This is a genomic window from Streptomyces himalayensis subsp. himalayensis, from assembly GCF_013778455.1.
GTDB lineage: Bacteria > Actinomycetota > Actinomycetes > Streptomycetales > Streptomycetaceae > Streptomyces > Streptomyces himalayensis.
This window is the reverse complement of record NZ_JACEHE010000013.1, coordinates 1-13,611: the sequence shown is the minus strand read 5'-3', so window position 1 is coordinate 13,611 and position 13,611 is coordinate 1. Positions and strand designations below refer to the sequence as shown.

Annotated in this window: 15 protein-coding genes and 1 pseudogene; 5 read left to right on the top strand and 11 right to left on the bottom strand. The window is 70.6% G+C overall.

What is annotated here, in order from left to right:
• Window positions 1-83: 83 nt before the first annotated feature.
• Both H1D24_RS21215 and H1D24_RS21210 read right to left on the bottom strand, forming a co-directional pair.
• The gene (locus H1D24_RS21215; protein ID WP_181659216.1) at window positions 84-374 is read right to left on the bottom strand and encodes a DUF397 domain-containing protein; all 291 of its coding nucleotides are present in this window, start codon (window positions 372-374) and stop codon (window positions 84-86) included.
• Window positions 375-1,235, bottom strand: coding sequence for a Sco1979 family transcriptional regulator (locus tag H1D24_RS21210; RefSeq protein WP_181659215.1), 861 nt, complete (start codon window positions 1,233-1,235; stop codon window positions 375-377).
• A gap of 234 nt (window positions 1,236-1,469) precedes the next feature.
• Between H1D24_RS21210 and H1D24_RS21205 the strand changes: the two genes are divergently transcribed.
• Both H1D24_RS21205 and H1D24_RS21200 read left to right on the top strand, forming a co-directional pair.
• Entirely contained in the window at window positions 1,470-2,024 is a 555-nt protein-coding gene (locus H1D24_RS21205) for an ATP-binding protein (protein WP_181659408.1), read from the top strand.
• A complete protein-coding gene (locus tag H1D24_RS21200) occupies window positions 2,015-2,452 on the top strand; it encodes a hypothetical protein (RefSeq protein WP_181659214.1) in 438 nt (145 codons plus the stop codon). Before H1D24_RS21205 ends, H1D24_RS21200 begins: the two co-directional genes overlap by 10 nt.
• A 41-nt stretch (window positions 2,453-2,493) precedes the next feature.
• Here H1D24_RS21200 and H1D24_RS21195 read toward each other — a convergent pair whose 3' ends face one another.
• The 5 genes and pseudogenes from H1D24_RS21195 to H1D24_RS21175 all read right to left on the bottom strand — a co-directional run bounded on the left by H1D24_RS21195 (window position 2,494) and on the right by H1D24_RS21175 (window position 6,787).
• Window positions 2,494-2,667, bottom strand: a complete 174-nt coding sequence (locus H1D24_RS21195; RefSeq protein WP_181659213.1) for a DUF8839 family protein — start codon at window positions 2,665-2,667, stop codon at window positions 2,494-2,496.
• Between the two features lie 272 nt (window positions 2,668-2,939).
• Window positions 2,940-4,808, bottom strand: a complete 1,869-nt coding sequence (locus tag H1D24_RS21190) for an FUSC family protein (RefSeq protein ID WP_309484403.1) — start codon at window positions 4,806-4,808, stop codon at window positions 2,940-2,942.
• A 263-nt stretch (window positions 4,809-5,071) separates the two neighbouring features.
• Window positions 5,072-5,369 (bottom strand): annotated as a pseudogene (locus tag H1D24_RS21185) (nucleotidyltransferase domain-containing protein); the annotation flags it as partial.
• Window positions 5,366-5,809: a hypothetical protein gene (locus tag H1D24_RS21180; RefSeq protein ID WP_181659211.1), complete on the bottom strand. Its 444-nt coding sequence runs from the start codon at window positions 5,807-5,809 to the stop codon at window positions 5,366-5,368. The gene H1D24_RS21180 and the pseudogene H1D24_RS21185, both read right to left, overlap by 4 nt.
• 294 nt (window positions 5,810-6,103) lie before the next feature.
• Window positions 6,104-6,787, bottom strand: coding sequence for a helix-turn-helix domain-containing protein (locus tag H1D24_RS21175; RefSeq protein WP_220137028.1), 684 nt, complete (start codon window positions 6,785-6,787; stop codon window positions 6,104-6,106).
• A gap of 206 nt (window positions 6,788-6,993) precedes the next feature.
• Here H1D24_RS21175 and H1D24_RS21170 point away from each other — a divergent pair, with 206 nt between their 5' ends.
• Together H1D24_RS21170 and H1D24_RS21165 are read left to right on the top strand one after the other, a co-directional pair.
• Window positions 6,994-8,547: an NCS1 family nucleobase:cation symporter-1 gene (locus H1D24_RS21170; protein WP_181659210.1), complete on the top strand. Its 1,554-nt coding sequence runs from the start codon at window positions 6,994-6,996 to the stop codon at window positions 8,545-8,547.
• The gene (locus H1D24_RS21165) at window positions 8,544-9,296 is read left to right on the top strand and encodes an aspartate/glutamate racemase family protein (protein ID WP_309484402.1); all 753 of its coding nucleotides are present in this window, start codon (window positions 8,544-8,546) and stop codon (window positions 9,294-9,296) included. Before H1D24_RS21170 ends, H1D24_RS21165 begins: the two co-directional genes overlap by 4 nt.
• Window positions 9,297-9,383: 87 nt before the next feature.
• Here the strand turns inward: H1D24_RS21165 and pip are convergent, their stop codons facing one another.
• The 3 genes from pip to H1D24_RS21150 all read right to left on the bottom strand — a co-directional run bounded on the left by pip (window position 9,384) and on the right by H1D24_RS21150 (window position 12,431).
• Window positions 9,384-10,364 carry a prolyl aminopeptidase gene (gene pip / locus H1D24_RS21160; RefSeq protein WP_181659209.1) on the bottom strand — a complete coding sequence of 327 codons (981 nt, stop codon included), beginning with the start codon at window positions 10,362-10,364 and terminating at the stop codon, window positions 9,384-9,386.
• Window positions 10,365-10,383: 19 nt separating this feature from the next.
• The gene (locus H1D24_RS21155) at window positions 10,384-11,526 is read right to left on the bottom strand and encodes an MFS transporter (protein ID WP_181659405.1); all 1,143 of its coding nucleotides are present in this window, start codon (window positions 11,524-11,526) and stop codon (window positions 10,384-10,386) included.
• A gap of 128 nt (window positions 11,527-11,654) precedes the next feature.
• Entirely contained in the window at window positions 11,655-12,431 is a 777-nt protein-coding gene (locus tag H1D24_RS21150) for a uracil-DNA glycosylase (protein ID WP_181659208.1), read from the bottom strand.
• Window positions 12,432-12,552: 121 nt separating this feature from the next.
• Between H1D24_RS21150 and H1D24_RS21145 the strand changes: the two genes are divergently transcribed.
• Window positions 12,553-13,002, top strand: a complete 450-nt coding sequence (locus tag H1D24_RS21145) for an RNA-binding S4 domain-containing protein (protein ID WP_181659207.1) — start codon at window positions 12,553-12,555, stop codon at window positions 13,000-13,002.
• A 6-nt stretch (window positions 13,003-13,008) separates the two neighbouring features.
• Here H1D24_RS21145 and H1D24_RS21140 read toward each other — a convergent pair whose 3' ends face one another.
• Window positions 13,009-13,488, bottom strand: coding sequence for a DoxX family protein (locus H1D24_RS21140; protein ID WP_181659206.1), 480 nt, complete (start codon window positions 13,486-13,488; stop codon window positions 13,009-13,011).
• Between the last annotated feature and the right edge of the window lie 123 nt (window positions 13,489-13,611).

Below are 13,611 nucleotides of genomic sequence, written 5' to 3'. Positions count from 1 at the left end.
CTTGCCCGGTCATGAGTAACTCCATGAGTCGTAAGGACGGTCGGTACGGTTCACGGTGCCGGGAGAATGGACGAACCGGACGGTCACGACAGCAGGAAGTCCGCCTCTCCGGCCTTGGCGGCCTCTATGAACGCGTTGATCTCGCCGGGTGTGTAGATCAGGGCAGGTCCGTCGGGGTCGGCCGAGTGGCGCACCGCGACCCTGCCGTCAGAGAGCTTCATGGCCTCCACGCAGTTGCCGCCGTTGCCGCCGCTCCACGGCTTGTGCCAGCCCTCGGTGCCGAGTTCGCGGGCGGGCATGCCGTTGTAGATCCGCCCACCATCGACACGGCGGATGCCGTCGGTGGCGCGCATCCGGGCCTTGATCCGGTCCATTCAGAGCTCCTTGCGGAAATCCCGGAGGATTTCCTTAGTGCGTCCTGCTGTTGCGGCCCCAGCCGCCATGCGGTCCATGACCTCGAGATGCGTGGCGACCTCGGCACGCGCGTCCAGATAGACCGCACCGGTCAGATACTCGCTGTAGACCATGTCCGGGAGCTCCGGCATGGCGAAGCGGAAGAGCACGAACGGCCCGTACGTGCCCGGGTGCGGTCCGGACGCGAACTCGGCTATCTGCAGCGTCACATGGGGCAGTTGCATGGCCTCGAGCAGCCGGTCGACCTGCGCCCGCATCACCTCGGGGCCGCCGACGGGACGGCGCAGCGCCGTCTCCTCCATCACGACCCACAGCCTCGGGGCGTCCTCACGGGTGAGCAGGTGCTGACGCTGCATCCGCAGGTCCACATGGCGGTCGATGTCGTCAGGCCGGGTCTGGCCGATCGCGCCGGACCGCATGACGGCGCGGGTGTAGTCCTCGGTCTGCAACAGCCCGGGGACGAAGTGCGGTTCGTACGAGCGGATGAGGCTCGCTGCCCCCTCCAGGCTGACGTACATACTGAACCAGCCCGGCAGGATGTCGTGGAACCGCTGCCACCAGCCCGGCCTGTTGGCCTCCTCGGCAAGCGTGACGAACGCGTCGGCCTCGCCGTCGGGGACTCCGTAGGACTTCAGCAGCAGTTGCAGATACGGGATCTTGAGCGCGACCTCGGCCGTTTCCATCCGGCGGACGGTGGCCGGGGCCACGCGCAGGATGCGGGCGGCCTCCTCGCGTTTGAGACCGGCCCGTTCCCGCAGGTCCTGGAGGCGTCGGCCGAGGACGACCTGCCCGACCGTCGGGGCGGAACGCGGTTCGCTCACGCTGCACCTCTCTCCGGTCCCAAGTAGCCCGACAACAGTCCCCACAGCCCAACTGGCCGAAAATCCGCACAGCGGCACTGGGACAAGCCGCATGAAACCATGCCAAGTGGGCCCGCCCGGCGGGTCGTTGCGAGAAGTGTGCCATGGCCCTCCACCAGGGCACACTGCACTCTGCACTTTCCAGAGTGGCTCTTGCCAAGTGTTCAGGGCGGGGAGATAGTTGCATGCGTGACTATGTCCGCGCCATTAGGAACAAGCGCCGAAGCGAGCCCCGGGATACCCGCCGGGGCGCATGTCGGCGCGCCCTCCGGACGCCGGTTCAGCTTCGAACTGGCAGTGCATCCGCGCTCCGCAGGGCAGGCCCGACGGCTGACGCGCACCCGGCTGACCGGCTGGTCCGTCGGCGAGGACACCTGCGAGGCGGCCGCCTTGGTCGTCTCCGAGCTGGTGACGAACGCACTGGTCCACACCGCGTCCCAGGTGATCGTGTGCGAGCTTCACGACGCCGCCGATCGGCTCCGCATATCGGTGCGCGACGAGGGATGCACCCCCGGCGAGCCGCACCCGTCTCCGCAGCGGCCCGAGGAGGAGCACGGGAGGGGATTGCTCCTCGTCGAGGCCGTGAGCAGCGCATGGGGGGCTCAGGAAGCGGCGCCCGGGCTGCTCGTATGGGCGGAGCTGCCGCGGAGGAGCGACGCTGCCCGCGGGACGGGGGCCAAGACCGACGGGACCCGCGGGACGGGGGCCGAGACGGACGGGACCCGCGGGACGGGGACCGCATGGCTGTGACGAGGCTCCGGGCACTGTCCATCGACACGCTGACCGGCTTGGCACGTCGGCGGCCGCCCCTCCGCGTGCCGCCGCTGCGGCTGACCGTTCCGTCCGGAATGTCGGCACCTCTGGGCTGCGACGCGGTCGCGGTGCCGGCGGCGTACGGGCAGCAGTTGCTGGCGCGGTTGCCGCGGGCGGGGTGCGTCTACGGCGACGGCGCGCACTGGTGGTGGCTCGTACCGTCCGACTCCGACGTCGCCATGGAGTGGCCCGCGCCCGTGCAGTACGCCACCGGAGCGGTGATGCCGGACATGTGCGCCGAACCAGGGCTGATCCACCGCCCGGACGGCACATCCGTCGTGTACACCCCGCCGATCCCGCTCTATCTCGCCGTGTGCCAGGTCACGGGGGCGAGGCCTGCATGGTCGCGCCCGGTCACCGCTTAGGACAGGAGCCGCTGTACGCCGCCCGGCGCACCGGCCGCGGCTTACTCCGAGGCCTCCCGTGGCCGTACGACCACCAGGAAGGCGTCCGACGCCAGATCCATGACGACCTCCGCGGGCTGCCCCTTCAAGCGGAGTGAGTGCGCGAACTCCTCCGCCGGCCAGGATCCCCTCGGGCCACCGGCCGGAAAGCGCTCCAGTACCAAGCGTCCGTTCACCGCACTCTCCTGTTCTCATGCCCGGCCCACACCTTCGAGGACCGTTCAGGAACTAGAACGCATCGCGAGCCTGTTCGGTCTGCGACGTGACGGTACTGAAACCTAGTTGAAACGCCAAATGTACTCAGGGTTCACTCTCGTACCGTGAGCACCCCTATACGGTCAGTGTCCGATCAGGATCGGTCGAGCTCAGGCCGTCGAGTGGGAAGCGATGGGGACCGCGCCGACGCGCCAAGCCGCCGAGCGGGAAGCGGTGGGCCCGCGCCAACCCATCAGGCCGTCGTGATCCGGGCGCGGGACTCCGCCAGCTCCTTCTGCCGGGTCAGCTCGGCGAGGTCTGCGCACAGCGCGGTCAGGTGCCGGGCATGCTGCTCCGGCAAGCGGCCGGTGTCGTCGAGGTGCACAGCGCACGCCGTCGCGGTGTCCACGATCAGTTCCAGCATGGCCGCGATCTCCGCAGCGCCCGCCGCGTGCCGGGCCAGCGTGGGCAGCTCGGCGGCGGAGACCTCGCTGGCTGCGCGTGCCTGGGCGAGCGAACGGTAGGCCGCGCGGCGCAGCGCCCAGCGGACCGCACGGTCCTCGGAGCCGCTCAGCACATGGCCGAGATAGGCGTCCGCGGCACGCATGGCGGCCGCCAGGCGGGTCCGCACCGCGCTCCCGCCGTGCCCCGGCAGTGGCAGATGCCCGACGATCAGCACGATCGCGCAGGCCAGCAGCGTCTCCCCGATGCGGCTCCAGGCTGCCTGCGGTTCGCCACCGACCATCACAAGGCCGAGCACGAGGACGGTCACGACGGCGGTCTGTGCGGCGAAGTGCCGGGTGGCCACCGGGATCAGGGCACCGCAGACGGCCACCAGGCCGACGAGCCCGTACGGCGAGGGCAGCAGCGCGGCGAAGGCGGCGAAGCACGCGGCGCCCAGCACGGTGCCGAGGGCTCGGCACAGGACGCGCGACGCAAGCGGTCCGAGGTCGGGCTTGACCAGGAAGACGGCGGTGGCGGGCAGCCAGTACCAGTGCACGTGATGCAGGGCCTGCGCCACGGCGGCACTGGCCCCCAGGCAGAGGGCGACACGCACGCCGTACTCGCGGCCCCCTGGTCCCAGGGCCTTGCGGGCGGCGGGCAGGAGCCGGCTCTTGCGCCGCGGAACGTGCCCTGTGCCGCTGTCGAAGGCTTCGGCCGCGTGCAGCAGGGCGTCGTCGAGGGCGCGCAGCCCGGCGTCGTAGCGGGCGGGCGCGGGGAGCGGACCGCTGGGCTCCCCGCTGCGGACGGCGGCCGACAGCCTGCGCGGGCCCTCCGCAGACTGGGCGGAAAGGGTCCGGCCTGCCCAGGCGAGCGCGGTCGCGGCCTCGGCGAGCGGGAGCGCGGCGAGGTACTGCGCGTGCAGCCGGCGCTCGGCCGACGAGCCGGGCCTGGCCCGCAGACGCGGCCCGGACAGGGCGTCCTGGGCATGGTCGAGGGCGGCGGTGAGCGCGGCCCGGCGGGCGAGGGCGTCGGGCCCTCCGGCCGCCTCGAGCAGGTCGGCGATTGCGGCGTAGACGTCCGCGACGGCTGTGCGCTCACCGTCGAAGCGGAAGGACCCGGCGGTGCCGGGGACCCCTGGCGACGGCAGCAGCAGGCGCAGCGCGATCAGCCAGCCCGCGCCCACGAGGTAGCAGAGGGCGCGCTGCCACCCCGGCTCAGGCAGCTCCATCCCGGCACCGACCGCAGCGGCCACCAGCAGCTGCGTCCCGGCCGCGGAGGCAACGGGCCCCACGGCACTGACGGCACCCGCGACGAGCCCGAGCACGGCGAGCACCACGGTCAGCGCGACGGCGCCCGCCCGTCCGTCGGCCCCCTCCGCATAAGCCCCGCCGTACGACCCGATGAGCAGCCCGCACGCCCCGGCGACGGCCGGTACTCCGAGTCGCTGCACGGCGGAACGCCTGCTCCCCCGCCGGTCGTTGATCCCGGCCAGCATGGCCCCGAGCGCGGCGACGACACCGGCCGACGGCCGCCCCCACAGCACCGCTGCCAGCAGGAGGGGCCCGGCCGCCAGCGCGCCACGGACGACGGCGCTCCAGGGCACCGGTCCGCGCTGGGCGCGCAGGGCATGGGCGAGCCAGGGTGGGATTGCGGAGGAGAAACGGGCGGGGACGTGCACGGGGCTCCTGTCGGGCGGGGGCGGGGTGCGCCTTCGGACGACTTCGGCCTGGGCTGTCGGTCCGACCATAGGGGATGGTTTTGAAGGGGTCGGGACGTGACCATTTCCGTAATGTGACAGCGGTACGCGGCTCGTGTGTGTTCCCGGGTCCTGGTCTGTCCCGGATCCTGAGAACGGCCGAAATGCCGACCGGCCGAACAACCGGGAGGTCGGCGCACTCCGCAGAGCCGCGGCGATCGCCTCGGGACGCTCCCCCAGCGACGCACGACGTCGAGATCGCAGTGCACGTCGGTGCGCCGCCCGTCGATCGTCAGCCAGGCGCCGCCTTTGAAGACGCCGCCGCCCCACCCGCCGACCTCGGAGACCCTCCCTGCCAGCCGATGGCGGTCAGGGCCCGCAGGCCGGCGGGTCGAAGTCGCCGCGGTAGCAGACCGCGAAGTCCCAGTCGCGGTCGGGCCGGTGGGTGCCCTGGGCGCGGGAGCCGCCGAGGGCCACGGCGCGCACGGTGGGGAGGGCGGCGAGGTGGTCCGCTATGTGATCGAGAAAGGTTTCGTCATTCAGCGTGTGGTGGGTGGCCGGGGCGTGCCGATCGTCAGGTTTCCTACCGATCCGGCCTGGATCGCGGTGCGGTGCTGCGCGCCACCCTTGATCGTATTGTGCACGGCCACTTGCCGCTGCGCGGACGGGACGGGACCCAACTCATCGAGCAGCGCCCGCAGTTGGGCGGCGGCCGCCGGGTCCGAACGCAGAGTGCGCCGCAGCCGGTTACGCCACTCCGCCTGTACGGCGGCCTCGGCGTCCTGGTCCTCGGCGCCGCGTGCCGCGACAAGCCGGGCACGCGAGGCCTCGAGCTCGCCCTCGATCACTGCCTGGTCGCCGCCGCGCCGCCGCGAGAAGAACGCGACGGCCCGGTCGCGTACCTGCGGCCATCGGTCGGTCACCATCTGCTGCACGAGCGCCGTCGCCCCCGCTGCCGCCAGTGCACTCAACTCCGCGTCCACCGAGCCCCCTTGTCGCTCGTCGCCGCTCCAGCCGACGCCCACGTTATCCCGGTGACTCGCGCCGAGTATCCGCCCGCCTACGCAGAGCACCCCTCGCGACACACGTAACCCGAGGCCACGCGCCAACCGAACTTCCAACGCGCCTCGGGCGCGTCCCGCTTCCACGCGCCACCGCGGCCGCGGTCGAACCTCTACGGCGCCCACAAGAACAACCGGTTCACATCTCGGCGCCGGCGTAGCAGTCACGCTCGGCGGCGGTGAGGAAAGCGGAAGCGACCGCTATCCGGCGCCCGCTCAGCGGTGGATGATGAGCCACGTGGCGACGGCCGTCGCGGTCTCCGACCTGTTGCTGACGATGTGCGGCCGCTGGCACGGGTAGGTGATCGAGTCACCGGCGCCGAGGGTGACCGTCTCGGACTCGAACTCGATGGTGAGTTCTCCCTGGGTGACGGTCCCCACCTCGTAGCCCTCGTGCTTGAGGAACTGCCGGTGCACGTTCGAGACGGAGCCGGGCGGATACGTCGACTCGAAGAACTCGACGTCGGGCGTGGGCACGGGTGACAGCCGCCGGAAGACGACGCCGCCGTCGAGGAACACGGGGGCCACCTCCCAGGAACGCCGGACGGCGAAGCCTTCCACGGGCGGCTCCGGTACGCCGCCCTCGTCCGTCGCGGTGTACTCGCCGGTCTCCGAGGTGTCGAAGACAGCGGCGAGCGGCACATCGATGGCCGAGACGATGGCGATGAGCCTGCTGACCGAGGGGCGCATCGTGCCCCGCTCGATCTGGGACACGGCGCTGGCCGAGATGCCGAGTTCGCGGGCGAGAGCACGCAACGACTTCCCGGAGCGGAGCCGGAGTTCGCGCAGCCGTTCTCCGAGGCGCTCATTGGTGATCGCCTCGATCTCCGCACGCCCGGTCGCCACCGCCTCGGCGCCGGTGTCGGTGCTGGTGCCGGAATCCGGCATCTTGGCGGTCACGGCTCGTCTCCCCCAAATGCGACCCATTGTTTACATGGCCGAAAAACAGTTCCGGGCGTAAAGGGCTAGCTTAACGAACGCCACAGCTGTTAAGTGTCCACTTAACGATCGTGCCTGAAGTCCCGCCGCCACGCTACTCCAGCCCTCCCCCCTCGAAGGCGGTCGCTCCACCCCAGCCTCCCCGAGTCCGACGCCCTGGAGCTGTCATGACCGACCACATAGAAGCGCCCGTCCGGCAGGCCGAGCCGACCCCGTCGGGCCACGAGCCGCACTACGACCCCAGCCTGACCAACGAGGACCTGGCGCCCATCAAGCAGCAGAACTGGTCCTCGTACAACATCTTCGCCTTCTGGATGTCCGATGTGCACAGCGTCGGCGGCTATGTCACCGCGGGCAGCCTCTTCGCCCTCGGCCTGGCGAGCTGGCAGGTGCTGTTCGCCCTGCTGGCGGGCATCCTCATCGTCCAGGTGTTCTGCAACCTGGTCGCCAAGCCCAGCCAGGTCACGGGCGTGCCCTACCCGGTCATCAACCGCGCCATCTTCGGTGTGCTCGGCGCCAACATCCCCGCCATCATCCGCGGCGCCATCGCGATCGCCTGGTACGGCGTGCAGACCTACCTCGCCTCGCAGTCGCTGAGCATCATCTTCATGAAGTTCTGGCCCGGCTGGTCCGCCTCGCTGAACGACACCACGTTCCTCGGGCTCTCCCTGCTCGGCTACCTCTGTTACGCCATCCTCTGGGTCGCCCAGGCCGCGGTCTTCTGGCGCGGCATGGAATCGATCCGCCGGTTCATCGACTGGGCGGGCCCCGCCGTCTACGTCGTCATGCTCGTGCTCGCCGGATACCTGGTCAGCGAGGCCGGCTGGGACAACATCAGCCTCAACCTCTCGCAGGGCGAGCACCTCGACTTCGGCGCGTCCATCCCGGTCATGCTGAGCGCGATCGCCCTGGTCGTGTCGTACTTCTCCGGGCCCATGCTCAACTTCGGCGACTTCGCGCGGTACGGAAAGTCCTTCGCCGCGGTCAAGAGGGGCAACCTGCTCGGCCTCCCGGTCAACTTCCTCTTCTTCTCCATCCTGACCGTGATCACCGCCTCGGCCACCGTGCCGGTCTTCGGCAAGCTCATCACCGACCCGATCCACACCGTGGAACAGATCGACACCACGTTCGCGATCCTGCTCGGCGGGCTGACCTTCGTCATCGCGACGATCGGCATCAACATCGTCGCCAACTTCATCTCCCCGGCCTTCGACTTCTCCAACGTCAGCCCCCAGAAGATCACTTGGCGCGCCGGAGGCATGATCGCCGCGGTCGGCTCGGTGATCCTCACCCCGTGGAACTGGTACAGCAACCCGGACGCCATCCACTACACCCTCGGCCTGCTCGGCGCCCTCATCGGACCGCTGTTCGGCATCCTGATCGCGGGCTACTACGTGATCAGCCGTCAGCAGGTCGACGTCGACGCCCTGTTCACCCGCGACCCCGGCGGCCGCTACTGGTTCAAGGGCGGCTACAACCCCAACGCGGTCTGGGCGACGATCCTCAGTGGCGTGCCGACGGTCGCCTCCGTCCTCGTTCCCAAGATGCTGCTCGACCTGAAGCTGACCACGGTCGACCTGACGGAGATCGCCGACTACAGCTGGTTCCTGGGCTGCGCCCTCGGCTTCGTGATGTTCATCGCGCTGGAGCGGCGCTCCCCGCGGATCATCGTGACGCCGCCCGCCGAGGCCGGGGATGAGGCGCAGGTGACCGCTCCGTGACTCGTGTCCGAGTCATCAACCCCAACACCAGCTGGGCCATGACCGAGAGCATCGGCCGCCAGGCCCGGGCGGCGGCGGCGCCGACCACGGTGATCACCGCCGTCAGCCCGAGCATGGGGCCGGAGTCCATCGAAAGCCACTACGACGAGGCTCTGGCCGTGCCCGGAGTCCTCGCCGAGATCGCCGCGGGCGAGTCGGCGGGGGCGGAAGCGGCGGACCGCGCGGACGGCTACGTCATCGCGTGCTTCGGGGATCCCGGTCTGGACGCCGCGAGGGAGCTCGCGGCGGGGCCGGTGGTCGGGATTGCCGAGGCGGCGATGCACACCGCCACCCTCCTCGGACGCGGCTTCAGCGTGGTGACCACCCTGTCCCGAACAGTGGGGCACACCTGGGAGCTCACGCGACGCTACGGCTTCGAACGGGCGTGCCGAGGGGTGTATGCCTGCGAGATCCCCGTACTCGATCTCGACGATCCCTCCCCGGAGACGGTCAGGGTTCTGACCGAGGCGTGCCGGGAGGCCGTGGCCAAGGACCGGTGCGACTCCGTCGTCCTCGGCTGCGCGGGTATGGCCCCGCTGGGCCCCGCGCTCAGCCAGGAGATCGGAGTACAGGTCATCGACGGTGTGACAGCCGCCGTGAAGCTCGTCGAGTCCCTGGTCGCCCTGGGCCTGCGGACCGGCAAACAGGGCGAATACGCCGCACCGCGTCCCAAGAAGTACTCCGGCCTGCTGAGCGAGTTCACCATCTGAGCCCGGCATCCGCCGTGATGGTGGGCGGTGGGGCGCGCCGACCCCGTTCTAGGGGTCGGCGCAACCTCGGTCGGCCTGCGTGACGGCCTACGCCTCCGTCTCCGAGCCCTTGCCTGCGTACTTGTCCGTGGCCGCCACCAGCGCCTCCGCGACAGTGGGCGCTCCCGCGTTGTGCCCCACGTCGTCCACGACGATCAACTCGCTGTCCGGCCAGGCGTGGTGCAGCCGCCACACGGTGCCCAGCAGGTTGCCGAAGTCGAGGCTGCCCTGGACCAGCGTGCCGGGGATGCCCTTGAGCAGCGGGGCGTCGCGGAGGACGACGCCCTTCTCGTTGCCCTCGCCGAGGAAGTGGTCGCCCGCGAAGTAGTGCGCGACGATGCGGGCGAAGGCGGCGCGGAAGACGGGGTCCTCGTAGCGCGGGACCGAGCGCGGCGGTGCGGGCGCCATCGCCGTCTCCCAGTCGGTCCAGGCCCGGGCGGCCCTCTCCCGCACCTCGGCGTCGGGCGACTCCAGCAGCCGGTTGTACGCGGCCGCGAGATCACCGTCGCGCTCGCCCTCCGGCACGTGGTCGCGGAACTGGGCGAACGCTTCGGGGAAGACCTGCCCGAGGCCGCGCGTCAGCAGCGCCACCTCGGGACTCGAGCCCGTGGCCACACCCGTGAGGACCAGCTCAGACACACTGCCCGGGTGCGTCTGCGCATACCGCAGACCGAGCACCGAGCCCCACGAGACGCCCCACACCAGCCACCGCTCGATGCCGAGATGGTGGCGCAGCAGCTCCAGGTCCGCGATCAGACGATCCGTCGTGTTGACGCTCATGTCGGTGTCGTACGCGCTCGCGTGCGGTGTCGAACGGCCGCAGCCGCGCTGGTCGAGAAGGACGATGCGGTACGCGGCCGGGTCGAAGAGACGGCGGAAGTACGGCGTGCAGCCGGAGCCCGGCCCGCCGTGCAGCACCACGGCGGGCTTGCCGCGCGGATTGCCGCAGACCTCCCAGTACACGTGGTTGCCGTCACCGACGTCGAGCATGCCGTGGTCGTACGGTTCGATGTCCGGATAGAGAGGCATCCGGGCACACTAGCCCGCGCTAAGGCTGGGTCGCCTGCACATTTCTCATCCGCCCGTACGCGTACACGCAGCCCGCGAGCGCCAGGTCGGACAGCAGCATGAAGCCGATCGAGTACGAGTCCTTGGCGCTGTAGATGGCGCCCATGACGAGGGGCGGAACGAAGCCTCCGAGGCCGCCCATCGCGCCGACGATGCCGGTGACAGAGCCGACCTGCGGTTGTGGCGTGACTCTGGAGACGAGCGCGAAGACACTGCCGCTCGTGGTGCCGAGGCCTGCCGCCATCAGCAGGAAGCAGAGCGTGCCGACCGGATAGAGCGCCGGGTCGAAGGACTGGACGATGGCGAACAGCGCGACGACACCGAGCGCGACGCAGGTGACGATCGCGGGGTGGATGTGGTCCGAGAGCCATCCGCCGATCGGCCGGAAGACGACCGTGACGAGGGCGAATCCGGCCGCCTTGGTACCGGCTTCCGTGGCGCTCAGGCCGTACCACGTCTTGAGATACGTCGGCAGGTACACACCGAACGCGACGATTCCGCCGAACCCGATCGCGTACAGCGCGGACAGCTCCCAGGTCACCCGCAGCCGCCCCGCCTGGCCGAGCCGAGTGCCGAGCGAGGTGGTCGGCACCGGCCGGCCGGGCCGGTCGGTGATGAGGAACGCACCGAGCACGGCGAACGCGGCGAGCGCGATGGCGACCACGATGAACGGCAGGGTCTCGCCCTGCTTGGCGATACGCGGCGTGAAGTATCCGGACAGCGCCACACCACCCATGCCCATGCCGAAGACGCCGAGCGCGAAGCCCCGGTGGGCCGGCGGAAACCATGAGTTGACCAGCGGAACGCCGATCGCGAAGGTCGTGCCCCCGAGGCCGAGCAGAAATCCCACGACGAGCATCGCCCCGTAGCTGCCCCGGGCAGGGATGACCAGCAGCACCGGAATGATGGTGAGCGCCGTGACCAGCGGGAACATCAGCTTCGCGCCGTAGCGGTCGGTGAGCGCGCCCGCCGGGATGCGGCCCAGCGAGCCGACGAGCACCGGGATCGCGACCAGGAGCGACTGCTGGAAGGAACTCAGGCCCAGATTGTCCTTGAAGTCCCCGCTGAGCGGCGAGATCAGGTTCCAGGCCCAGAACGTGAGCCCGAACCCGATCGTGGCCATGATCAGATTCCGGTACGCGGCCGCGGAGGGAGCAGTCGTCGGGCCACCCTCGGCCACCGAGGGGGCGGTGGTCTTGGTCTCTTTCACGCCCCCACGCTAGAAACAGCCGTCCGGAGCAGCCCGATCTACTACTCCATACGAGGTGACCCCGCCCCTGCGTCGTCCGGGCGCCCCGCCGCTCCCGCACCCGGTGGCCCTTCCGGCATCAGGCCTGCCACCTGGGCGGCCGTCTGGAGCACGTCCCTCAGCATGCCGGGGGTGAGCTTTCCCGTGAAGGTGTTGCGCTGGCTGACGTGGAAGCAGCCGAAGAGTTCGAGCGGGGGGCCGGCGTCCGCGCCCGGCAGGGTCAGGCGGGCGCCGTGCGCGAAGGCCGGGCGGGGGCGAGGCAGGGCCCAGCCGGCCGCGCCGAACGCCGGCAGCGCGGCGTCCCAGCCGAAGGCACCGAGTGCGACGGCCGCGCGCAGATGCGGGCGCAGCAGTTCCAGCTCACGCACCAGCCACGGCCGGCACGTGTCGCGTTCCTCGGGCGTGGGCTTGTTGGCGGGGGGCGCGCAGTGCACGGGTGCGGTGACGCGGACTCCCCGCAAAGTAAGCCCGTCGTCGCGCGAGACGGCGTCGGGGCTGGAGGCGAGGCCGAGGTCGTGCAGCGCCGCGTACAGCACATCGCCCGAACGGTCTCCGGTGAACATCCGGCCGGTACGGTTCCCGCCGTGCGCGGCCGGCGCCAGGCCGATGACCAGCAGCGACGCGGTGGGCGGGCCGAAGCCCGGAACCGGGCGCGCCCAGTACGTCCAGTCCGCGAAGGACGCACGCCTGGTCTCCGCGATCTGCTCGCGCCACTCCACCAGCCGTGGGCAGGCACGGCACTCGGTGAGGGCGGCATCAAGCTCGGCGAGGGTGCGCACACCTCCACCGTAAGCGCGCGGAGGTACGCGCAGGGCGCAGAGATACGCGGAGGCGAAGAGAGCAGGGATATGCGGAGAAAATGGGTCCGGGCCTACCGCCACGGGGCACTAAGGTCGACACATGGCTGGTCGAGACATGGCTTCAGGGGCTGCGGACGGCGCGGCGGGCCCCGCCGGTGAGGGATCCGTGCGCGTCGACAGCTGGATCTGGTCCGTACGCCTGGTCAAGACCCGGTCGATGGGGGCCGCCGCATGCCGTGGCGGACATGTGCGGGTCAACGGCGAGCGCGTGAAGCCTGCCCACGGTGTGCGCGTCGGCGACGAGGTACGGCTCCGGCACGAGGGGCGGGAGCGGATCGTCGTGGTGAAGCGCGTCATCCGCAAGCGTGTGGGTGCGCCGGTCGCCGTCGAGTGCTATGTCGACAACAGTCCGCCGCCTCCGCCTCGCGAGGCCGTCGCCCCGGCAGGCGTACGCGACCGGGGCACCGGCCGCCCGACGAAGCGGGACCGCCGCGAGATGGAGCGACTGCGTGGGCTGGGCGGCCCTGGCGGGCCGCCCACCGGACAGTAGGTCTGCTCACGCCCGCGCGCGTCGCGTGATGAGGCGCAGCAGGTCGGCGTTGTGCCGACGGCGCGCCCAGGCGATGAGGGCGAACGGCACGATGAAGATCACCGGTGTAGCCGCGTACTGGCCGTCGAAGGCCACGATCTGCGTGATGAACGCCCCGATCATCAGCGCGACGAAGGCCACGGACGCCACCGAGGACAGCACCGGGATCAGCAAGGCGATGGCTCCGGCCAGTTCCAGGGCGCCGATGGTGTACATGCCGCCCGCGCCCCAGCCGAGCTTGTCGAAGGACTCGGCCGCCGACGGATGCGCGATCAGCTTGGGCAGCGCACTCGCAAACGCGAAGAACAGGGCGAGCAGCACCTGAAGGGTGAGCAGCGCGAGGTGGAGACGGCGGCCGCGGGGCCTGGCGGCGTCGTTCCCGGTGGCGGAGGTGGCCCCGTCGGAGGCGGTGGTCTCGGAAGTGGCGGGGGTGGTGGTCTCGGACATCAGGATCTCCTCGGGACACAGGTGCCGTTCGGGTAGTTCGGCTGTCACCGGGTCAGACCGGCCCCGACTACTGAACTCATCGGTCGCGGACCGAGTTTCCACACTCGCTCGCGATCGATACAC